The 20,300-nt window shown below is 56.5% G+C and carries 19 protein-coding genes; 15 read left to right on the top strand and 4 right to left on the bottom strand.

Annotated elements, in window-relative coordinates:
* From Q4D85_RS05415 to Q4D85_RS05395, 5 genes are all read left to right on the top strand, one after another.
* Window positions 1-3,741 (top strand): DNA-directed RNA polymerase subunit beta' (locus Q4D85_RS05415; RefSeq protein WP_303198769.1); only part of this gene is annotated, 3,741 nt, incomplete at its 5' end.
* Between the two features lie 524 nt (window positions 3,742-4,265).
* A complete protein-coding gene (locus tag Q4D85_RS05410) occupies window positions 4,266-4,448 on the top strand; it encodes a hypothetical protein (RefSeq protein ID WP_303198768.1) in 183 nt (60 codons plus the stop codon).
* Window positions 4,449-4,472: 24 nt separating this feature from the next.
* Window positions 4,473-5,276: an endonuclease/exonuclease/phosphatase family protein gene (locus Q4D85_RS05405; RefSeq protein ID WP_303198767.1), complete on the top strand. Its 804-nt coding sequence runs from the start codon at window positions 4,473-4,475 to the stop codon at window positions 5,274-5,276.
* A 78-nt stretch (window positions 5,277-5,354) separates the two neighbouring features.
* Window positions 5,355-5,558 carry a hypothetical protein gene (locus Q4D85_RS05400; RefSeq protein ID WP_303198765.1) on the top strand — a complete coding sequence of 68 codons (204 nt, stop codon included), beginning with the start codon at window positions 5,355-5,357 and terminating at the stop codon, window positions 5,556-5,558.
* A 59-nt stretch (window positions 5,559-5,617) separates the two neighbouring features.
* On the top strand, window positions 5,618-6,388 hold the full coding sequence (locus Q4D85_RS05395; RefSeq protein WP_303198763.1) for a hypothetical protein: 771 nt from the start codon (window positions 5,618-5,620) through the stop codon (window positions 6,386-6,388).
* A 19-nt stretch (window positions 6,389-6,407) separates the two neighbouring features.
* Here Q4D85_RS05395 and Q4D85_RS05390 read toward each other — a convergent pair whose 3' ends face one another.
* Both Q4D85_RS05390 and Q4D85_RS05385 read right to left on the bottom strand, forming a co-directional pair.
* Entirely contained in the window at window positions 6,408-7,052 is a 645-nt protein-coding gene (locus Q4D85_RS05390; protein ID WP_303198761.1) for an anaerobic ribonucleoside-triphosphate reductase activating protein, read from the bottom strand.
* Window positions 7,018-8,844: a ribonucleoside triphosphate reductase gene (locus tag Q4D85_RS05385; RefSeq protein WP_303198759.1), complete on the bottom strand. Its 1,827-nt coding sequence runs from the start codon at window positions 8,842-8,844 to the stop codon at window positions 7,018-7,020. Before Q4D85_RS05385 ends, Q4D85_RS05390 begins: the two co-directional genes overlap by 35 nt.
* Window positions 8,845-9,104: 260 nt before the next feature.
* Here Q4D85_RS05385 and Q4D85_RS05380 point away from each other — a divergent pair, with 260 nt between their 5' ends.
* The 4 genes from Q4D85_RS05380 to Q4D85_RS05365 are packed head-to-tail and all read left to right on the top strand — an operon-like array spanning window position 9,105 to window position 12,868.
* On the top strand, window positions 9,105-10,394 hold the full coding sequence (locus Q4D85_RS05380) for a sensor histidine kinase (protein WP_303198757.1): 1,290 nt from the start codon (window positions 9,105-9,107) through the stop codon (window positions 10,392-10,394).
* Between the two features lie 25 nt (window positions 10,395-10,419).
* Entirely contained in the window at window positions 10,420-11,127 is a 708-nt protein-coding gene (locus tag Q4D85_RS05375; protein WP_303198756.1) for a response regulator transcription factor, read from the top strand.
* Window positions 11,124-12,083 (top strand): ABC transporter ATP-binding protein, encoded by a 960-nt coding sequence (locus tag Q4D85_RS05370; protein WP_303198755.1) that lies wholly within the window; start codon window positions 11,124-11,126, stop codon window positions 12,081-12,083. The genes Q4D85_RS05375 and Q4D85_RS05370 overlap by 4 nt, the downstream gene beginning before the upstream one ends.
* An 11-nt stretch (window positions 12,084-12,094) precedes the next feature.
* On the top strand, window positions 12,095-12,868 hold the full coding sequence (locus Q4D85_RS05365; protein WP_303198753.1) for a hypothetical protein: 774 nt from the start codon (window positions 12,095-12,097) through the stop codon (window positions 12,866-12,868).
* A gap of 6 nt (window positions 12,869-12,874) precedes the next feature.
* Here the strand turns inward: Q4D85_RS05365 and Q4D85_RS05360 are convergent, their stop codons facing one another.
* Entirely contained in the window at window positions 12,875-13,252 is a 378-nt protein-coding gene (locus Q4D85_RS05360) for a hypothetical protein (RefSeq protein ID WP_303198751.1), read from the bottom strand.
* 312 nt (window positions 13,253-13,564) lie between these two features.
* Between Q4D85_RS05360 and Q4D85_RS05355 the strand changes: the two genes are divergently transcribed.
* The 5 genes from Q4D85_RS05355 (at window position 13,565) to Q4D85_RS05335 (ending at window position 17,799) form a co-directional block, all read left to right on the top strand.
* On the top strand, window positions 13,565-14,623 hold the full coding sequence (locus tag Q4D85_RS05355) for a hypothetical protein (protein WP_303198750.1): 1,059 nt from the start codon (window positions 13,565-13,567) through the stop codon (window positions 14,621-14,623).
* A 164-nt stretch (window positions 14,624-14,787) separates the two neighbouring features.
* On the top strand, window positions 14,788-15,729 hold the full coding sequence (locus Q4D85_RS05350; protein WP_303198749.1) for an ABC transporter ATP-binding protein: 942 nt from the start codon (window positions 14,788-14,790) through the stop codon (window positions 15,727-15,729).
* 9 nt (window positions 15,730-15,738) lie between these two features.
* Window positions 15,739-16,503, top strand: a complete 765-nt coding sequence (locus tag Q4D85_RS05345; protein ID WP_303198746.1) for an ABC transporter permease — start codon at window positions 15,739-15,741, stop codon at window positions 16,501-16,503.
* Entirely contained in the window at window positions 16,493-17,272 is a 780-nt protein-coding gene (locus Q4D85_RS05340; RefSeq protein WP_303198743.1) for a hypothetical protein, read from the top strand. The genes Q4D85_RS05345 and Q4D85_RS05340 overlap by 11 nt, the downstream gene beginning before the upstream one ends.
* Window positions 17,273-17,619: 347 nt before the next feature.
* A complete protein-coding gene (locus Q4D85_RS05335; protein WP_303198741.1) occupies window positions 17,620-17,799 on the top strand; it encodes a hypothetical protein in 180 nt (59 codons plus the stop codon).
* 127 nt (window positions 17,800-17,926) lie between these two features.
* On the opposite strand, the gene Q4D85_RS05330 is transcribed toward Q4D85_RS05335, so the two are convergent.
* A complete protein-coding gene (locus Q4D85_RS05330) occupies window positions 17,927-18,703 on the bottom strand; it encodes a DUF1707 domain-containing protein (RefSeq protein WP_303198739.1) in 777 nt (258 codons plus the stop codon).
* Between the two features lie 263 nt (window positions 18,704-18,966).
* Here Q4D85_RS05330 and Q4D85_RS05325 point away from each other — a divergent pair, with 263 nt between their 5' ends.
* The gene (locus Q4D85_RS05325) at window positions 18,967-20,067 is read left to right on the top strand and encodes an ABC transporter ATP-binding protein (protein WP_303198737.1); all 1,101 of its coding nucleotides are present in this window, start codon (window positions 18,967-18,969) and stop codon (window positions 20,065-20,067) included.
* Window positions 20,068-20,300 lie beyond the last annotated feature (233 nt).

Raw genomic sequence — 20,300 nt, 5'->3', positions numbered from 1 at the left:
GAGCGCATGGGCCACATTGAGCTGGCCGCGCCGGTGACCCACATCTGGTACTTCAAGGGTGTTCCTTCCCGCCTGGGCTACCTGCTCGACCTGGCGCCGAAGGATCTCGAACGCATCATTTACTTCGCTGCGAACATCATCACCAGCGTCGATGATGAAGCACGCCACAACGACCTGACCACACTAGAGGCAGAAATGCTCCTAGAAAAGAAGGACGTGGAAGGCGACGCGGAGCAAGAGATCGCCGACCGGGCTCAGAAGCTGGAAGAGGACTTGGCAGAACTCGAAGCTGCCGGTGCTAAGGCCGATGCTCGTCGTAAAGTGCAGAATGCCGCTGAAAAGGAAATGCAGCACATTCGGGAACGCGCTGAGCGGGAAATCGACCGGCTGGAAGAAATCTGGCAGACCTTTATCAAGCTTGCCCCGAAGCAAATGATCATCGACGACAAGCTGTACGAAGAGCTCGTCGACCGCTATGAGGATTACTTCACCGGCGGCATGGGTGCCGAGGCTATCCAAACCTTGATCCGCAACTTCGACCTTGATGCCGAGGCGGAAGAGCTGCGCACCATCATCAACGAAGGCAAGGGCCAAAAGAAGATGCGTGCCTTAAAGCGCCTGAAGGTGGTTGCCGCCTTCCAGCGCTCCGGCAACGATCCAGCTGGCATGGTGCTCGACTGCATCCCGGTTATCCCGCCGGAATTGCGCCCGATGGTTCAGCTCGACGGTGGTCGCTTCGCCACCTCCGACCTGAATGACCTGTACCGTCGCGTTATCAACCGGAACAATCGTCTGCTGAAGATGATTGACCTCGGTGCGCCGGAAATCATCGTTAATAACGAAAAGCGCATGCTGCAGGAATCCGTTGACGCATTGTTCGACAATGGTCGTCGCGGCCGCCCAGTCACTGGTCCGGGTAACCGTCCGCTGAAGTCGTTGAGCGATCTGCTCAAGGGTAAGCAGGGCCGGTTCCGTCAGAATCTGCTGGGTAAGCGTGTTGACTACTCGGGTCGTTCCGTTATTATCGTCGGTCCGCAGCTGAAGCTGCACGAGTGTGGTCTGCCGAAGCTGATGGCGTTGGAACTGTTCAAGCCGTTCGTGATGAAGCGTCTGGTGGAAAACGACTACGCCCAGAACATCAAGTCCGCAAAGCGCATGGTGGAACGCCAGCGCCCAGAGGTGTGGGACGTGCTGGAAGAGGCCATCGCTGAACACCCAGTGATGCTCAACCGTGCGCCTACCCTGCACCGCCTTGGTATTCAGGCCTTCGAGCCTAAGCTCATCGAAGGTAAAGCAATCCAGCTGCACCCGCTTGCCTGTGAAGCGTTCAACGCTGACTTCGACGGTGACCAGATGGCTGTTCACCTGCCGCTGTCGGCCGAAGCTCAGGCTGAAGCTCGTATCCTCATGCTGGCGTCGAACAACATTCTCTCGCCTGCATCCGGTAAGCCACTGGCCATGCCGCGTCTGGACATGGTGACCGGCCTGTACTACCTCACCATGGATAAGCGTGCCGACGAATTCGGCGGTCAGGGTGCATACGCGCCTGCTACCGCTGAGGGGCCTGCCACTGGTGTGTACTCTTCCTACGCGGAAGCCATCATGGCTTACGACCGGGGAGTGCTTGGCCTTCAGGCCAAGATCAAGGTGCGGATTTCCCACCTGCGCCCACCAGCAGACATCGAGGCGGAGCAGTTCCCAGACGGTTGGGAGCAAGGCCAAACCTGGTTGGCGGACACCACGCTGGGTCGGGTTATGTTCAATGACCTTCTGCCGTGGAACTACCCATACCTTGAGGGTGTGATGGTTCGTAAGGGCGGCGGCCCAGACAAGATCATGCTGGGCGATGTCATTAACGACCTTGCAGCCAAGTACCCAATGATCACCGTGGCTCAGACCATGGACAAGATGAAGGACGCTGGTTTCTACTGGGCTACCCGCTCCGGTGTCACCATCGCTATGTCCGACGTTTTGGTCTTGGATAACAAGGAAGAAATGCTCGAATCTTACGAGGCCGAGGCCCGCAAGATCGAACGCAAGTACTGGGAGCAGGGCGCGCTCACCGAGCGCGAGCGCTACGACCGCCTGGTCGAACTGTGGAAGAACGCAACCGACACTGTTGGTAAGGCAGTGGAGGAGCTCTACCCAGACGACAACCCGATTCCGATGATCGTGAAGTCTGGTGCTGCCGGTAACATGCGTCAGATCTGGACCCTGGCCGGCATGAAGGGCATGGTTGTGAACTCCAAGGGTGACTACATCACCCGTCCGATCAAGACCTCCTTCCGGGAAGGCCTGTCGGTTCTGGAGTACTTCAACAACTCCCACGGTTCCCGTAAGGGTCTGGCCGATACCGCGCTGCGTACCGCCGACTCGGGTTACCTGACCCGTCGTCTCGTGGACGTCGCCCAGGACGTCATCGTGCGTGAGGAAGATTGCGAAACCCGCCAAGGTATTCGCGTTCCGATCGCAAGCCCTGTTAAAGACGCGGAAGGCAATGTCACGGGTTACTCCGCGCACAGCCTGATCGAAACCTCGGTTCTGGGTCGTGCGTTGGCTACCGACATTAAAAACGGCGATGAGGTTATTGCCAAAGCTGGTGACTACCTGGACGAAATGCTCGTCGAAAAGCTTGTTTCTGCTGGTGTCGAGTTTGCCAAGGTTCGTTCCGTACTGACCTGCCAAACCGCAACTGGTGTGTGCGCGAAGTGCTACGGCATTTCCATGGCTTCCGGTAAGCAGGTAGATATCGGCGAAGCTGTCGGCATCGTTGCTGCACAGTCCATTGGTGAGCCGGGTACCCAGCTGACCATGCGTACCTTCCACCAGGGTGGTGTTGGTGGCGACATCACCGGTGGTCTGCCGCGTGTTCAGGAGCTGTTCGAGGCCCGTGTTCCGAAGAACCGTGCCCCGATTGCTTCGGCTGCCGGTACAGTCCACTTAGAGGACGAAGGCAACTTCTACACCCTGACCATTACTCCGGACGACGGTTCGGACAACGTGGTCTACGAGAAGCTGTCCAAGCGTCAGGGCTTGGCAAACGTTCGGGTGCCTATGGAATCCAACCCAAGCGCCTGGATCGAACGCACCCTCGCCGAGGGCGATCATGTCGAGGTGGGCGACCGCCTGCTGCGCGGCCCTGCCGATCCGCATGACGTGCTGGAAATCTTGGGTCGCCGTGGTGTGGAACAGCACCTGGTGGACGAGGTGCAGGCAGTGTACCGCGCCCAGGGTGTGGCTATCCACGACAAGCACATCGAGATCATCATCCGGCAGATGCTGCGCCGTGGTACCGTCATCGAATCCGGCTCGACCGAATTCCTGCCAGGTACCTTGGTGGATCTTTCCGAAGCCAAGGCTGCGAACGCTGAGGCTATCGCAGCTGGCGGCCAGCCTGCGGAATTGCGTTCCGAGATCATGGGTATCACCAAGGCTTCCTTGGCTACCGAATCCTGGCTCTCGGCCGCATCCTTCCAGGAGACCACCCGCGTGCTCACCGACGCTGCCATTAATAAGCGTTCCGACAAGCTGATCGGCCTGAAGGAAAACGTGATTATTGGTAAGTTGATCCCGGCTGGTACCGGTATCTCCCGTTACCGCAATATTGCGGTTAAGCCTACCGAGGCTGCCCGCAATGCCGCGTACTCCATCCCAACCTATGGCGATTCCATCTACGGTGACGATGGTTACGGCGACTTCACTGGCGCTTCGGTGCCATTGGATGAGGCATTTGACATGTAGTACGGCCCGAATCCACAATTTCGGTCTGTTGTAAAACCGCCCGCGCTGCACGATTACTGTGCGGCTGCGGGCGGTTTTTGCTTGTCGACGCCCACAACGGCAGCGAGTTCACTCTCCGCATGGCCCGGCTTACAACTTATTCGGCCGGGAGAACAGCGCAACCTGCCACGAGGCGGTTAAGTAGGGCAGGCGCTTAAGAGCAACTCGACCTTTTCGTGCTTTGGTGTTCGGTTTCGCGTCTTAGCGGACTTAAAAGTCGAGTTGGGACTTTTCTGCCGCGCTGACCACCATTTCCAGTGGGATATGCGACCTGATTTAGGGAATAGGTAGTGCGGATAAGGAATGTGTGTACACCGAGCTCCCGATGTTCATGTGTTAGCGGTTCACCGCGTTAGCTACACTGTCGAAGTCGGGCAGGAGGTTAGCGAAATGGAATTTCCAATACACGTTGCGGTTGTGCCCCCACTACAATCTATGAGAAAGTAGGAGCATTGCTTTAACAAAAGTTGTGGAGGTGAGCGGGCATGTGGCAGAAAGTCAAGTCAATCGCACAATGGCTGGGAATTGCGCTTTTTTGCGTGATGCTCACGACCAAAACCACTGGTAGCTACGACTATCTATGGATATCGGCCGCATTGTTTGTATTCTTAGCCGCGCCGACATTTGTGGAGTGGGTCGCTAAAACTAAGCGAGCGGCGCAAAGCTAAGCGCTCGTGGCGGATTCCAGATAGATGCTCCGTGTTCTCACCTTAAACATCGGCCGTCCCTCGGTGGAGCGGGCAAAGCAGCTCATCGGCTGGCTGAATGCTTACCCGGCGGATGTCACGGTGTTGACCGAATTCTCCGATTCGCCCGGTAGTGCTCTTCTGCGCCAAGCCTATGAAAATGCTGGCTACCATGTCTCAGCTTCGTCGCCTGACACACCTAAGCGCGGGGTCGCCATTATCACCGCAACCGCACCGGTGGACGTTCGGCACAGTGAGCTTTTGGGGGAGCGGGCGCTAAGCGTCATCGTGGATACTGCTGTCGGGCCAGTGGATGTTGTGGGCGTGTATGCCCCAAGTTCGGATCCGTCTGCCTCCGTGACCGGGGAGTCGCTGGACCGCAAACGCACATGGTTGAATGCGTTTTACCAGGTGTTATCGTATTCCGATCCGCAAACGATGCGGATCGTGGCGGGTGATCTCAATATCGCCGACCCGAGGAAAACAACCGCCCCGGATTGGTTGGCGGATTTCGAGCAGCGGTTCTTTACCGAGATGGAACGGTTGGGCCTTTATGATCTTTCCCCATTAGGGCCCGCTGACCTGGAGTTCAGCTGGATCGGGCGCGGCGACCAGCAGCTTCGCTTTGATTACGTTTTAGCAAGCCAGCATTTTCTGCCGTTGGTTGACTGCCACGAATACGTACACGATGTGCGGGAGTCTAAACTGGCGGATCATTCCGCCCTCCATGTTGATCTTCGCGTCGAGCATTCGGACTTCGTGGCACGAGCTGAGCTTAAAATTCCCGGTGAGCAATTGTCGTTTTTCTAGCGTGCGGGATTGGTTTGTTGCACGTTCGTTTAAATGCGTTAGCCTTGTGTTATCCCGTGATAGATAAGGAGTATTGATATGCCTCAACCACTTGTGCATTTTTACTCTGCTGAAGAGATAAAAAGAGAGCTCAGGATTCTCGAACAACAAGCGAAGTCGCAAAAGACAACTATCTCGGAATTGCAGGAACGTGCCCTTGAGTGGGATCTTTCAAGGCAAGAACGTGATCTTCTAAATAAATACGAACGTTTTGCAGAGATGTTGGAGTTCGTCGAAGCCTAACAAATCCACATCCAGTCATGTCTGGCAATCCACAGGGGTGATCCCCCGAAGAGGAAAAATTGCGCGAAAATGCTGAACGTTTTGCGCTGGAAATGACAAACACGCTCAGACTTGTTTCTGCGGATGATTCCCAAAGCTTCAACGCGGCTCTGTCCAAAAATAAACAAGGAAAATACCGAGTTTCTGTTTCATCTGACTCAGGCTTTCCCCTTTGTGATACTGGTAAAACGGTGTTTCTTTTAGAAGCCCGGTGGTCGTTTGTCTCGGGATCATCTATTGACTGGATGAGAGCTGAAAGTTCTGCTTTCGCGGTTTTCTCCACCCTAACGGCAAAAGCACCGCTATTTAGATACGAATTCTCCACTAACCACGGCTTCAAAATTCCTGAAGCACATATTCATTTTCACGGACATGAAGACGGGAATTTGGGTATGGAACGAGTTGGTCCGATCAAAGAAACTCTCTCGCACACTGGAGAAAACTCCAAACGCGCTAGAAAACGAGGTCGGGAAGCCAACGATCCAACTAAACGTCAACCCCAGGTGTCCGATTTGCATTTTCCGGTAGGCGGAACGCGGTTTCGACCAGTGCTAGAAGACATTCTTCTCATGCTTATTGAGGAGTATGGAATAGATACGACTATGAGTGTCGATGATGTAACTGCACAATTGCATAGTCAAGTCTTTGAATGGCGAAAGAAACAACTGGCCTCGGCAATCCGTGATATGCCAGAAGTGGCGCTATCTACCATTGAAGATATGGGTTTTTCGGTTGTGCCACCACCAACTGGAATTTCAGAAGGCAGGAAAGATCGTTTTACCAAGCGCTAAAACTCGATCGATTTTCTAATCAGATAAAACTACCGTCCATTCTGCGGGCCTGTTGAATAACGAGGTCGTGCCCGAGGTCGGCGAGGCGGTGCTGGAGTTCGGGTAGGTGCTTTTCCACCAAGCCGCCACGCCAGACGGTGGTGCGTACCTGGAGCGGCACATTGGCGCGGCTGAGCGCGGTTAGTGAATCCCACACCCGATTCGCCGCTGTGGCGTGAACGCCGGTGACCTCGTGCATGTCCTTAGGCAGTGCCTTGATGTCGAGTCCTACCCAGTCGGGTGTGGTTTCGGGGCGTGTTAGGAGTGCGGTTATCACCTGTGGCCGGTAGCCGCAGGTGTGCAGCCCAATGGGGAATCCGGCCGCGTGGGCGGCGGCGATTGCGTCGCCAAGCCCGGAAACGGCGGTCGGTTCGCCGCCGGAGATGACGAGGGCGTCGATAAACGTGCGCCGCTTCGTCGCCACGGCGAGTACGTCGTCGAAGTTATAGGCGGCGGGCGCGAATGGTTGCAGCTGCGGATTGTGGCAGTACAAGCAGCGTAGTGGGCACCCTTGGGTGAATGCGGTGACGGTGATTTTCCCGGGCCAGTCGGTGGCGGAGAACGGAATGATTCCTGCTATCGGAAGCGGGTTAGGCGTAGGTTTCGCTGAAATAGCGTCGTTCATGGAACTCGCCTTTCTTTCCGATATTGAAGCTTTGGACGGGGCGGAAGTACCCCATGACCCGGGTCCACATTTCAGTTTCGGCGGCACAGTCGGGGCAGGTGGGGTGTTCACCGGAAATGTAGCCGTGGTTAGGGCAAATGGAATAGGTCGGGGTGATGGTGATGTACGGCAGCTGGTAGTTTTCCAGGGCGCGTCGCACCAGTTTGGCGCAGGCGACGCCGTCGGACATGGCAGCCCCCATGTAGAGGTGCAGCACGGTACCACCTGTGTATTTGGTTTGCAGTTCGTCTTGGTGTTCCAAGGCGACAAACGGGTCGGGGGTGTGGGCGACGGGTAGTTGGGAGGAATTGGTGTAATACGGTTGGCTGTCGCTGCCGGCGTGCACAATGTCGGGGAAGCGGGCGATGTCTTCTTTGGCAAACCGGTAGGTGGTGCCTTCCGCCGGGGTTGCTTCCAGGTTATACAGGTGCCCGGTTGCTTCCTGGGCGGCGGTCAGTCGCCGGTTAATGTGGTCGAGTAGCCGGGTGACTAGTTGTTTTCCTTCCTCGTCAGTGATGTCGAGGCGGTCGTGGCTGAAGTTTCGCACCATTTCGTTGCAGCCGTTGACGCCGATCGTCGAAAAGTGATTATCCAGGCTGGGGAGCCACCGGGCGGTATACGGGTATAGCCCGGCTTCGAGATTGTGTGCAACGAATTCCCGCCGACGTTCCAGGGTGTCGATGGCGATGTCGATGAGCTTGTCGACGCGGGCACGAAGTCCCGGCTCGTCGCCTGGGTGCAGGTAACCTAGCCGTGCGCAGTTAAGGGTGACCACCCCGATGGAACCAGTCAATTCGGCCGAGCCGAACAGGCCGTTGCCGCGTTTGAGCAGCTCGCGCATGTCTAATTGCAATCGGCAGCACATGGAGCGGATCATGCCCGGGTCGAGGTCGGAGTTAATAAAGTTTTGGAAATACGGCAGGCCGTATCGTGCGGTCATGGTGAATAGTGCCTGCGCATTGGGGCTATCCCAGTCGAAGTCCTTGGTGATGTTATAGGTAGGGATGGGGAAGGTAAACGGCCGTCCGTCGGCATCCCCGCCGGAGAGAACCTCAATGAAGGCCCGATTGATCAGATCCATTTCGGGTTGCAGGTCACCGTAATAGAAGTCCTGTGGTTCCTCCCCGATGAACGGTACTTGGTCGCGCAGGTCGGCAGGGCAGGTCCAGTCGAAGGTCAGGTTGGTAAAAGGCGTTTGGGTGCCCCAGCGCGATGGGACGTTGAGGTTGAAAACAAACTCCTGGATCACCTGCAACACGTCGTTATATCGCAGGTTATCAAGCCGCACGAAGGGCGCCATATAGGTGTCAAAGGAGCTAAAAGCCTGGGCGCCAGCCCATTCGTTTTGCAAGGTGCCGAGGAAATTGACCACTTGGCCGCAGGCGGAACTAAAGTGCTTCGGCGGTGCGGAGGAAATGGTGCCCGGTACCCCGTTGAAGCCTTGTTCGAGTAGTTGCCGCAGTGACCACCCGGCGCAATAGCCCGACAGCATGTCCAGGTCGTGGATGTGGATATCGCCGCTGCGGTGGGCGGCGTTGGCGGCGGGGGAGAAGACCTCATCAAGGAAGTAATTGGCCATGGCTTTTCCGGCGGTGTTGAGAATCAGTCCACCTAAGCTATAGCCCTGGTTGGCGTTTGCATTGATCCGCCAATCGGAGCGGGTCAGGTACTCGTTGATGCTGGTTGTGCTTTCCCGAAGGTTGTTTTCGGTAGGGGTCTGGGGGTGGGTGGCGTGTGGATTGATGGTTGTCATGCCGTCCACCATAATGGCAGCTAATCGAAAAGTGGCACAAGATATTCCACTGAAAATTACGGTTAATACTACATATTGTGTTTGTTGATCGTGTTCCCGCTGGGGTGGGCCCCTAGATGTTGCGCCAGTGGGATTTCTTACACCGGTGTCATTCGTGTCTAATGCCCAGGTGCCAGTCACGCCGAAGCGGTGTGCACCCACGGTATTTCATACCCCGGGCCGATCCGCAGCAGACCCGCCACTGACTAAGCTCTGCTGGTATGGCCACCACCTACACCGAAACAGAGACCAAGCGGACGCTTCCGTGGTGGAAAGACTCCAACCTCATTTTGCAATTAGTCTTTCAAACGTTTATCACTGTAATACTTTTACTTTTTGCGTCAACCAGCGAATTGGAAGGTGAATCGGCACTTATCATGCCAATTGCTGGGCAATACAGGTGGTTCATTCCGATCAGCCTAATATTCCTCTATACAGGGTCCGCATTGTGCTATTTCGGGGTGATCCTCGAAAGATTCCGGCCAGAAACTGGCTTATTCATCGTATTCATTGGCGGAATTTTATTGATATTGACGCTGCGCTTCGTCCATCCGATGGGGTTGATTCTCATATGTCATCAAGCCTGGTTTATCGCAGCGTACGTTTATCACCGGTGTACATTGTGGACAATTTTGCTGTATGTTTCTGGAACATTTGCAGTGATCTTCTTACTGATCTTGCCAGCCTATAGCCATAGCATTGAATTTGAGGGAGCTATGAGCTTTGGTGCTTGGGTTGTCAGCCCGCTCAACCTTGGGATGTCCTTTGTTTCTTTAGCAGTGATCTACCTTGCCATCGCACTGTTTTGGCAATACGGCAAAAACACCAGGCGCAGCATGCTCAGAATCCAAGCGCTCCAAGACCGGGCGGAATACGCCGCCGTTGCCGAACGCAACCGCATCGCCCGCGAAATGCACGACATCGTGGCACATTCGCTCACCGTCATGATCGCCCAAGCCGACGGCGGCAGGTTCGCCGGGCAAAAAGACCCCGCCAAAGCCCTCCAGGCACTAGGCACCATCTCCGAGGTGGGGCGCGACGCCCTGGGGCAAATGCGGTCCCTGCTCAGCGTCCTGCGCGACGACCAAACCCCCGACCGTTCGCTTGGCGTGGACGGTGGGATCGCCGGGATCGACGATCTGGTACGCGAAGCCCGGCGCGCCGGGGCGGATGTCGACTACACGGTGACTGGAACCCCGCAGAACCTGGGGGCGTCGACAAGCTTAAGCGTGTATCGAATCGTGCAGGAAGCGCTCACCAACGTGCTTAAACACGCAGGTTCGGTGCCGGTGAAGGTCAAGTTGCGGTGGCCGGAGCCGAACGACGGGCAGGAGCTGCGCATCGTCGTCAGTAATATCAACGGCGTAGGGTTGGTGGAAACCGAGAGTGAACTGCCTGGTAGAGGGCTGATCGGCATCGCGGAACGGGCGAAGCTCCACGGCGGTACGGCATCGTGGGGACAGTACGGCGATAATTGGCGGGTGGACGTCACCTTGCCGGTAACGAGTTAATACCGAAGAAGAAACGAGGATAATTGTGTATCGCGTAGGGCTTGTCGACGACCAACAGTTGGTGCGCGCCGGGTTTTCCATGGTGCTAGGATCCCAGGACGATATTGAAGTCGCCTGGGAAGCAAGCGACGGCGTTGAAGCTGTCGAACTGGCCACCAACGACCCGGTGGATGTGATCTTCATGGACATTCAAATGCCGGTGCTCAATGGGATTGAAGCCACCAAGGAACTCATCGCCCGGAAGCAATTATCGCCGAAGGGGACTCCTACCCGGATCGTGGTGTTAACCACCTTTGATACGGATAACTACGTGGTTAGTTCAATAGAAGCGGGAGCTTCCGGGTTTCTACTCAAAGATACTTCACCGGAGGAACTGATCAGTGCGGTATACAACGTAGGTGAATCAGCGGCAGTCATTTCACCAGCCGCCACCGCAAAGCTGTTTAGCCACTTACGGCATCAACAGCCACTGGCGACTGGGGTGGCTGCGGGGACGAAGGACAATACCCTCGCGTTGCTTAATCATTGTCTGTCAGATCCGCTCACCGCACGGGAAGCGGAGATTCTGGTGCTCATAACCCACGGTAAATCGAATACCGAAATCGCCGACGAGTTGTTTATTTCGCTGCCCACCGTGAAGACCCACGTCGGGCGGATTCTTGCTAAAACCAATTCCCGCGATCGAGTGCACGCGGTGTTGTTTGCCATTAAACACGGAGTGATTCCAGAATGATTATCGTTGAAAATCTCACCAAAAAATACGGCGCACAAGTGGCCGTTTCCAATCTCAGTTTCACCGTCCCGGACGGCCAGGTCACCGGTTTTTTAGGGCCGAATGGTTCGGGGAAATCCACCACGATGCGATGCATCCTGGGCCTGGATGCGCCGACCGCAGGCACTGCGGTTTTCCGCGGTGGTTATTACGACGGCCCCTTTGCCTCTTTGGATAATAAACCCAAGGTTGCGGGCGCCATCATTGATACCTCCTGGTTCCACCCAGCCCGCAGCGGCCGCAATCACTTGCGGGTGATCGCCCGGGGCGCAGGCATTAGCGACAAACGGGTGGAAGAATGCTTAGCTATTGTCGGCATGACCAATGTTGGTGATAAGAAACTCGGCGGCTATTCGCTGGGTATGAAACAACGAATCGGTGTTGCCGCCGCACTGTTGGGGAACCCGCAACACCTGATTCTTGATGAACCAATCAATGGCCTCGACCCCGCCGGGGTGAATTGGATGCGCACCACCATCAGGCGTTTCGCTGAAGAGGGCAGAGCTGTTTTGGTGTCCTCCCATTTGCTGGCGGAAATGGAGCAAACGGCCGACCGTATTGTCGTCATCGGCAAGGGGCACATGGTGGGCGAATACTCGATGTCGGAATTCCTCGCCGACGGCACCACCGTTGAAGTCGAAAGCCCCCAGGCGAAAGACCTCGCGGCGGCGCTGGTTGCAGCGGGACTCAGCCCGACGCCGGGGCCGGGGTCGAATACCATCATTGTTCCGCTGAGCCCGCATGTAACCGAGGCGGCACTGCGGCAGCAGATCGCCCAGATTGCAGCCGAGGCCGGATACTTGGTTACCCGGCTGCAAACCGTCCACGACAATCTCGAACAACGTTACTTGGCTGCTACCGCAGGGTGGGAAGAATTTCGCGCCGGGACCGCAACCAAACCAAACGCCGCACACTAAGGACAACTGTTATGACATCTCTCATGCCCGCGCTTCGCGCAGAAATATTGAAACTTAGCAGTCTCACCGCCACCTGGGTGTACCTGGCTCTCATGCTCATCGTCATCCCGGTGCCGGTGCTCATCATGTGTGTTTTCTTCGAACCACCGTTTGGGTACAGTTGGGAAGAATTGCTCATCGGCGTCTCCATGTTCGGGCTCATTGCGGTGATCTTCATTGGTGCCAGCACCGCCGGTGAGGTGGAAAACGGCATGAATGCCCATAGCTTCTTGAGCCAGAAAAACCGGGCGGTGTGGCTTATCGCCAGGCTGGTAGTGGGCCTTGGGGTGATCCTTGGCATGCTCGGTGTCGGCATCGTGCTGGCGCTTTTGGCGCAGGTGGCGCTGAGCCAACAAGGGCTAGATCTATCCGACCCCACCTCACTCATCTACAACGGCATGTCCGTGATCCTCATGGCGATATGCGCCATCAGTCTTGCCGTGGCAACGCGCTCCAAAGTGGTGGCAATCGCGATCCCCATTTTGGCGTTCCAGGTTTTCGAGCCGCTTCTCAAAGTACTTGCCGGGCTGCATGACAATCTCACAGGGCTATGGTGGTTTCTGCCGTTGGAACGCGTGCAGCAAATCGCCACCGTCGTGTCGCACCCATCCGTGGCCGAAACCCCCACCGGATGGCACTTCGGTAGCCTCCAACCCATGTGGTTCAACATCGCGGTGGTGCTCGGGTGGACCGTCCTGCTGCTTGTCATAGGTTTTTGGGCCAATGACCGACGGGATATTCGCTAGCTTTGCTTATTCCGCAGCGAGGATGGCCACCCATTCCGGCGGTAGCCGACAATTATCCGGGCAGTCGGCAAACAGCGGCGCCATGTCGGTGTGGCTTAGCCCGGCCAGCCCGGTGCCGATGGCTGTTACGAAAAACCGCATGTCGGGATTGGAACGCGCAAAATCGATAAACCGATCGACATAGGTGCGAATCCTATCCAGACACAGAGTCGTGATCGTTTTATCCTTGGTGGGGATGGCGAAGGACTGTCCTTGCAGGCCAAAACCGCAGCCGCGCACGGCACCGAAGTTCTTCACCGCAAATAACGCCGCGCCCTTGCCGTGGCGGCCTGCTTCATTGCTGCCAAAAACGAATATTTCACCTGCGGCAATCTCGTGCGCCATGGATCGAATCTCCCTGCGTAGCTTTTCATGTGACCTCTTGGTTTTCACCTTAACAACTGGGCACAACACGAGAAGCCGAATAAAAGAAACCATCGTGCGTGACGACGATTCTCGGCGCGGCATGGCCATTACCGTTGCGTGGGATTGCGCTAATAGCCAACATGCCTATGGTGCTGTTCGGGGTGTATACGCGAAAGCAGGGACAAGGGACACAAGCAAAAAAGCCTGCCGACGGGTAAATAGCTGGGTAGTATCGAAAAGCGCCAATGAGAAACTGTGCAAAACCGTAGAAACCAGTTGAGGATTCGACGTATGCGACAACCCGAAAACAGTCAAGTGCAAGCACACACCGCCGCTGCTCAACCGCAACCTGATCGCACACAACCCGCAGGAGACGGAGCGAACGCTGGTAATAAAACGATCATCATAGCGGTGGTTGTCGTTGTCGCATTGGCACTAAGCGCAGTGGGTATCTTTATGAGCAACACCACGCCACCTGCCACCACCGCCAAACCCGCTGAGAGTGCCGAAACCACTACCACCCAGCTTCGGTCATTAACGGAAGTGATGTTCGTCGACTCAGTAAAACACGACGAGATTACCGGTGGCGATATCGAACGCGACCTCGATACAGGGTTTACAAGTGACCTGGCACAAGCAGCCATTGATGCCGTTAATATCGAAGAGCAGCGGCGGGACGGCAAAGTGCTGTGGCACCACGACGACTACGAATTCCTCCGAAAAAATCCACAGGGCATCTATCCCGGTTCAATGTTTGTCGTTCGCCGCAAGGACGGCTCGATGTTCGCCTGCTCCGCCGGATGGCTGGCCAAGCCGTCGAGGTTTCCCGGCGAGGTGTGGATGATAACAGCCGGGCACTGCGGTGAACGCGGCGATCAGGTTTTCTACCCCGCAGAAAACGGTGAGCTTATCCCCGTCGGCAAGTTCGAAGTGAGCTGGTCTAGTGCGCATCGATTGGGGGAACTTGATTATGGTCTGGTTAATGTCACGGGCGCGCCGGGGTTATCCGCCCGCTTGCCGGTTCCCGATGACATGCAAATCGTCGGTTGGCGCAGCTGGGAATGGTTGGCGGAAAACCGGCCCTATACCTGCCGAATTGGGGCGGGCACGGGATTAAGCTGCGGCGAATTTGTGGGTATAGACGACATCGTGTACCGCTACCAGAGCATTTCCAACTCCGGGGATTCCGGGGGTCCGGTATGGGCACAAGACCCCGTAACCAAAAAATGGTACGCGATCGGCACAACCAGTTTTATCGAAGAAACAGATGCCACCAATGCTGGGGCGCTTGTCATCGAACCCATATTGCGTCCAGAAGGGCTACAGATGTTAGGGGCTGGGCGGCTCTAACGCGGGTGGGGAGCCTCATCGGTGGCTGGTACGTTTTTGTCTCGTCGCCCCCGGATATAGGTGGTTATCCGATTCGGCCTTGCGGACGAAACTACGATGGAAAGCACCTGAACTACCTAAAACTTCTGCGGCCAAAGCCTTAAAACCACGTAACGGGGTGAAACATGTTTGCCATCGACGTTGACAACCTAAGCAGAACCTTCAACCACAATGGCACCGTGGTCACCGCCTTGACTGGCGTTGACCTGTCGGTGTCGGTGGGCGAATGCGTGGCCTCATTAGGTAAAAACGGCGCAGGCAAAACGACGCTGACGAAAATCCTTGCGACACTCCTACTGCCCAGCTCTGGGACCGCCCGGATCATGGGAAAGGATGTCACAGCGCATCCGGAACACGCCCGCGCCGTAGCCAGCGCGGTTTTTGGCGGGGATCGTGGCTTCTATCCCATGCTCAGCGGACGCGAAAACTTACGCTACCACGCCGCCTTAGCAGGGCTGGCCGGAAAGAACGCTCGATCGCGGATAACGGAGGCGGTGCAGGCGGTGGGTTTAGAACTATCCCAAGATCGGCCGGTGGAACAATATTCCAAAGGAATGAAACAACGCCTTCATATCGCGGCTGGCATGTTGAAGCAGGCACCGGTGATGTTGCTGGACGAACCAACCGTCGGCCTCGATCCAGTCGAAGCGCAGCGGCTTCGAGAATCAGTAGCCGCCTCGGTGCAATCAGGCACCACCGTACTGCTCACCTCCCATAATCTGCATGACGTAGAGGCGCTGGCGCATCGGGTGGTGTTATTGGACGACGGGGCGATTCGGATGACCGGCAGCGTGGCGGAATTTCGGAAACTCGCCGGTTTCACGGCGGTGGTGACCGCGACGGTGCCGGAGGCGTCGAAAAGCGAACTGGCGGGAATACCGCAACCGGTAGCAACAACGCCGATCGAGCACGGCTACTACCAATTAAGCGTGAAACTCCCCGATTGGGGCGCGGAATCCGTGGCAATAATTTCGCAGGTCCATGCCGTCCCCGGTGTGCTGGATGTTGTGGTGCGCAGCGCGACCTTAGATGAATCATTCGCGGCGTATTTCGACCAGAAAAGCTAAGGAAGCGCCATGACGACAATCCGCTGCTTGATCCCCATCTTTTGGACGCAAATCGCGATGGTCATCCGCCGCCCCATGAATATCGCAACCGGGATCGTATTCCCCTGGCTATTCCTGGCACTGATGACGTTTCAACGCCTCGATTCCCTCGACCCTTCGGCCGTAACCACGGCGTTTAGCTCGTCGATCCTGGCCGCGCTGTGGAGCGCAGCGATATGGAGCGCTGCCGGGGTGCTGCGCCGAGATATCTGGACCGGCATGATGGCAAGCACCTTCACCGCACGGTATTCACCCACCCTTATCACCGCCGTCAAAACCTGCGCCGCGATGAGTTACGACATGGCACTTATTCTCATCGCCAGTTTCAGCTTCCTCAAAATTTTCGGCCTAAGTATGGACATCGACCAACCACCGGCTTTTGTGTTAGCGCTGATCGCAGTATTTATCGGCGGCGGCGCGGCCAGCATGCTCCTGGGTTGTGCCGTAATCCTCAGCCGTCGGGCGTTCTACCTAACGGCCGCCGCCGGGCCGCCCCTGCTGCTATTAGGCGGCTTCGTTATCCCGGTGGAATTATTGCCCACCCCATTGCGGTTTCTCAGCGTGGTGGTGAATCTACGCTGGCTGAGGGAATTTCTGGTCTCTACCACCACCCAGCCGCAGTGGACAGCTTTGGCCATCGGGCTGGCGCTTTCCGCGGTGTACGTCGGCCTCGCCCACCGCGCGATCAGGGTGCTGCTCCACCGGGCAAAGGCGGTGGGTTCCCTTGAGTTTTAAAACGCTCGTAGCCTCCGAACTGAGGTTAGGAATACAGATAGAACGGGCGGAACGACCCTGGTCGGTGCTGGTTGTAGCCCACATAATTCCCGAGCTGTGCCGCATGACAATGTTCCTCCTATTCGCCGTGGTAGCAGGCGGCCGGGCGGCCATCCCGGTCGCGATCGTGGGCATAGCGGTCGTAGCCATGTACCGCGCGGCACTAAGCGAAGTCACCGACATTCCGGTCCGCGACTCCATGTTTCAGGTAACCGGACCGCTACTTACCGGCGGCGCAGTGGCCTTGCTGCGCTACAGTATCCGCTGTATACCGCTCCTTCTCCTCGCCGCCGTGGATTCGATCCTTGCCGTTTGCGTCCTTGCACCGTTACTGGGGGAGAAGGCACTGCTTTTCGACGTCCTCACCTCCTGGTGGGTCACCCTCCCGGTGCTGCTCAGCGCGCTCATGTGCGGACTGACAATCGCCGCCTTCGCCATCGGCAACACCTTCCAAAACCTCATCCACAACGCGGTGGCATCCCTGGCGGTGGTGTGCTCAGGAGCGTTTTTCTCACTAGCCTCTTTCCCAATCCTCAACGCCATCGGCTCGGTATTGCCGGGCCAGCACGCCATCACCGGGTTACGGGCGCTGATCTCAGGCCAATCGGTGATGCCGCACGTCTTATTGGAATGCGCGGTGGGCTGCGGATGGGCGCTGATCGGGGTGGTTTTGTATTCCGCGATGATCCGTCAGGCGCGCCGGGGCGGCAGCGGTGCCTTTAGCAATTAACTGCGCCTTCGAGAATGAGCGCCTGATTTCGAAGGCGCTTACTAAGAGCGCGGATTTGCCGCCTGAGTCGATAATGCGGGCAGTGGCTGAGGGGGAGACGTGGGGGTGGGAAATGCGCTATTAGCTGGCGTGTTATGCCCGTTTCGGATGGGAAAATTACAAGAGGCTAACAACAGCCGTAAAAGTTGCTGTCAACCACGAATTTGGGCGCTGCGGGGTACTTTTTACGGGTATACATGAGGGTGAAGCCACTTAAATAAACAGCTGCCTCGTGGGGCACAGTAGGTGACTTCCATAACTTCATAGAGCTACACCATGCAAACACAAAAGTTAGTAGGTGATGGGCAATGTTAACCACAAAACGCACAGTCTTTGGGTTGGTTGCGGTCCTCCTCGCACTTGCGGTTTTTGCCATGATGGTGTGGGCGCAAGGAATCGAAGTGATAGCAGCACCATTCGTGTTGATCGTCGCGGTCGCCATGACTATCTGTTATCTCGCCATCGATTTCCGAGGCGCCAACGGATGACCCCATCCCCATAGGCCACGCTGAGCCAGTCGGATGAAGCCCGAAGCGGGCATGCCCGGCTGGTTTTGCGGTTGTAACTTAATATTCATTATGCCGGGGGCGGAAACCTCGTAATTACAGGTTGTGACTACCTTTGGTCGTGGCGGGTAGGCACTCGCTTAATTTTGACCGTGCCGAGTGCAGCCAACCCCGAAATGACCAGGGTGGGGGCGTTTGGGTCGAATGCTGACATTGGCCGGACTCGACCGACGTCTTTTACCTTCGCCTCGCCCAGAATGGCGACGACATCCTGTTTAATTTGGAAGGTATCCGGCACGATGATCGTGACCTCACCCATAAGTGAGAACGCGGTCAGATTGGTCACCGGGGATTCAAATTGGGCGGCGGTTAAATCAATGACAGTCTCGCCAAACACCGTGAGCGCGGAGTGCTCCCGGGCGCAGACCCAGGAACCCTTGCGAGAATTCTCGCCGAAAATTGACAGCGTCTTGTCGGTTTTCGCTGCACCCTGGGGCGCCAAGAAATTGCTAACAATATTGGTCACCTGGTTGGTGAACGACTGGCCAGCTGGTTGGGTGGCGGCGGGCTGGGAATTGGGGCGAATGTCCACCTCGCCGGAGTGGATGGTGTGCATTTGATCCGGCATGATCGGCAATTGGAACCGCTGCGACACGGATTCAAGGTACCGGTGGTCGGAGACCTTGGGCAGGCCGGGGCCGAGATCAAGATCGCAGGTAAGGGTAGGTAATTCGTCCCGATAGGTGGCTTGGAGGGCCTTTTCGTTTCGGGCGGTGTATTCCGCGAAATCTAATTGGCCATCGTCGAATGCGAACCGAAGTGCGTTTGAGACGGTTGTACGTTGAAAACTGCTGGCGCGGGTGCGAGGGGAATTACTATCGCTCATTATGGTCGCAATCAGGTGTGTGGTTCGGACAGATAGTTCCAAATATACCTGAGTTCCCTATATACGGATAGCTAGAAATTGGGGCGATAAGTGGCCTGGATTACACGGGGTGGGGTGCTGTGATCTGAAATTGGCGGAAGCGGGAAACAGGGTGCTAGCTTTAGTGATTAGGGCAGTCGTTGATTAGCAAACGATTGCACGTTCCCAGATAGTTCCCACTACGGATCGTTCGGCACGTACCTGCCGATGGAGGAGAAAACGACATGGCATCTGTCACCTACGAAGCCGCCACTCTGGTCTATCCCGGGGCAAAAGCACCAACCGTTAATAAGTTCGACCTGGAAATCGCAGACGGTGAATTCCTGGTTCTGGTTGGGCCTTCTGGTTGCGGTAAATCCACCACTTTGCGCATGCTGGCTGGCCTGGAGGATGTGACGTCCGGCCGCATCTTGATCGGCGATAAAGACGTCACCGCCGCGCCGCCTAAGGAACGCGACATCGCCATGGTGTTCCAGAACTACGCGCTGTATCCCCACATGACCGTGCGGGAAAACATGGGCTTTGCGCTCAAGATTGCTGGCGTAAATGCCGAAGAAATCAACAAGCGAGTTGAGGCTGCGGCGTTGACGCTGGATCTGGTTCCGTACCTCGACCGTAAGCCGAAAGCGCTCTCCGGTGGTCAGCGTCAGCGTGTTGCCATGGGTCGCGCTATCGTGCGTAAGCCGCAGGTGTTCTTGATGGACGAGCCGTTGTCCAACTTGGACGCGAAGCTTCGCGTGCAAACCCGCACCCAGATTGCGTCCTTGCAGCGGGAACTCGGCGTCACAACCCTGTACGTCACCCACGACCAGACGGAAGCGCTGACCATGGGGGATCGGATCGCGGTGTTGAAAGATGGTTATTTGCAGCAGGTAGGCGCACCTCGGGAGCTTTACGACGAGCCGACCAACGTCTTCGTCGCCGGATTCATCGGTTCGCCAGCCATGAACATTTTCACCTTCGATTTAGGTGCTGACGGTGTAGCGACCCTGGGCGATGCCCGCATCCCAGTCTCGGAAGTAACACGCAATGCGGTTACCGCCGAGGACGGCGGAAAGATCATCATCGGTTTCCGGCCGGAATCCCTGGAATTGGTGGAAGCTGGTACCAATACCATTCCGATGAAGCTCGATTTCGTGGAGGAGCTCGGTTCCGATTCCTACCTCTACGGGCACATCACCGGTGTTGAGGGCGAACGGCAGCAGATCGTCGTGCGGGCGCTGCCGAATATCGCGCCGGAGCCAGGAACCGTTGTTCACGTTCAGGTCACTGAAGGTGGGCAGCATAACTTCTCCGCAGCTACCACCAATCGGCTGCCCAGCTAGTAACTAGTGATCGTCAGGGGCTAACTGGAAAAATGGCTTATGTATAGTCATGTAACTTCGGTTGTCTAACTGGACGTTACGTGACGTGGACGTTGCACGGTGTGACGTGACCTGACCCTGGATCGGCCGCCTGGATTGGCTTTCCCGGACACGACCCCGCGTTGTCTGATTTTTCACAGATAACGCGGGGTTTGTGCTGTTTTGTGCTCGGGAAAGTGCGCGGCAACGTGGGT

This window comes from Corynebacterium sp., from assembly GCF_030532965.1.
GTDB lineage: Bacteria > Actinomycetota > Actinomycetes > Mycobacteriales > Mycobacteriaceae > Corynebacterium.
Note: the sequence above shows the minus strand (reverse complement) of the source record. Positions and strands in the feature narration are given on the sequence as shown.

Bases quoted from the DNA above. Each gene is read 5' to 3' on its own strand.
- Q4D85_RS05400 (WP_303198765.1), top strand. From the start codon at position 5,355: ATGCCTCAACCACTTGTGCATTTTTACTCTGCTGAAGAGATAAAAAGA.
- Q4D85_RS05355 (WP_303198750.1), top strand. From the start codon at position 13,565: ATGCGACAACCCGAAAACAGTCAAGTGCAAGCACACACCGCCGCTGCT.
- Q4D85_RS05350 (WP_303198749.1), top strand. From the start codon at position 14,788: ATGTTTGCCATCGACGTTGACAACCTAAGCAGAACCTTCAACCACAAT.
- Q4D85_RS05345 (WP_303198746.1), top strand. From the start codon at position 15,739: ATGACGACAATCCGCTGCTTGATCCCCATCTTTTGGACGCAAATCGCG.
- Q4D85_RS05405 (WP_303198767.1), top strand. From the start codon at position 4,473: ATGCTCCGTGTTCTCACCTTAAACATCGGCCGTCCCTCGGTGGAGCGG.
- Q4D85_RS05360 (WP_303198751.1), bottom strand. From the start codon at position 13,252: ATGGCGCACGAGATTGCCGCAGGTGAAATATTCGTTTTTGGCAGCAAT.
- Q4D85_RS05335 (WP_303198741.1), top strand. From the start codon at position 17,620: ATGTTAACCACAAAACGCACAGTCTTTGGGTTGGTTGCGGTCCTCCTC.
- Q4D85_RS05370 (WP_303198755.1), top strand. From the start codon at position 11,124: ATGATTATCGTTGAAAATCTCACCAAAAAATACGGCGCACAAGTGGCC.
- Q4D85_RS05325 (WP_303198737.1), top strand. From the start codon at position 18,967: ATGGCATCTGTCACCTACGAAGCCGCCACTCTGGTCTATCCCGGGGCA.
- Q4D85_RS05380 (WP_303198757.1), top strand. From the start codon at position 9,105: ATGGCCACCACCTACACCGAAACAGAGACCAAGCGGACGCTTCCGTGG.
- Q4D85_RS05410 (WP_303198768.1), top strand. From the start codon at position 4,266: ATGTGGCAGAAAGTCAAGTCAATCGCACAATGGCTGGGAATTGCGCTT.
- Q4D85_RS05365 (WP_303198753.1), top strand. From the start codon at position 12,095: ATGACATCTCTCATGCCCGCGCTTCGCGCAGAAATATTGAAACTTAGC.
- Q4D85_RS05385 (WP_303198759.1), bottom strand. From the start codon at position 8,844: ATGACAACCATCAATCCACACGCCACCCACCCCCAGACCCCTACCGAA.
- Q4D85_RS05330 (WP_303198739.1), bottom strand. From the start codon at position 18,703: ATGAGCGATAGTAATTCCCCTCGCACCCGCGCCAGCAGTTTTCAACGT.
- Q4D85_RS05390 (WP_303198761.1), bottom strand. From the start codon at position 7,052: ATGAACGACGCTATTTCAGCGAAACCTACGCCTAACCCGCTTCCGATA.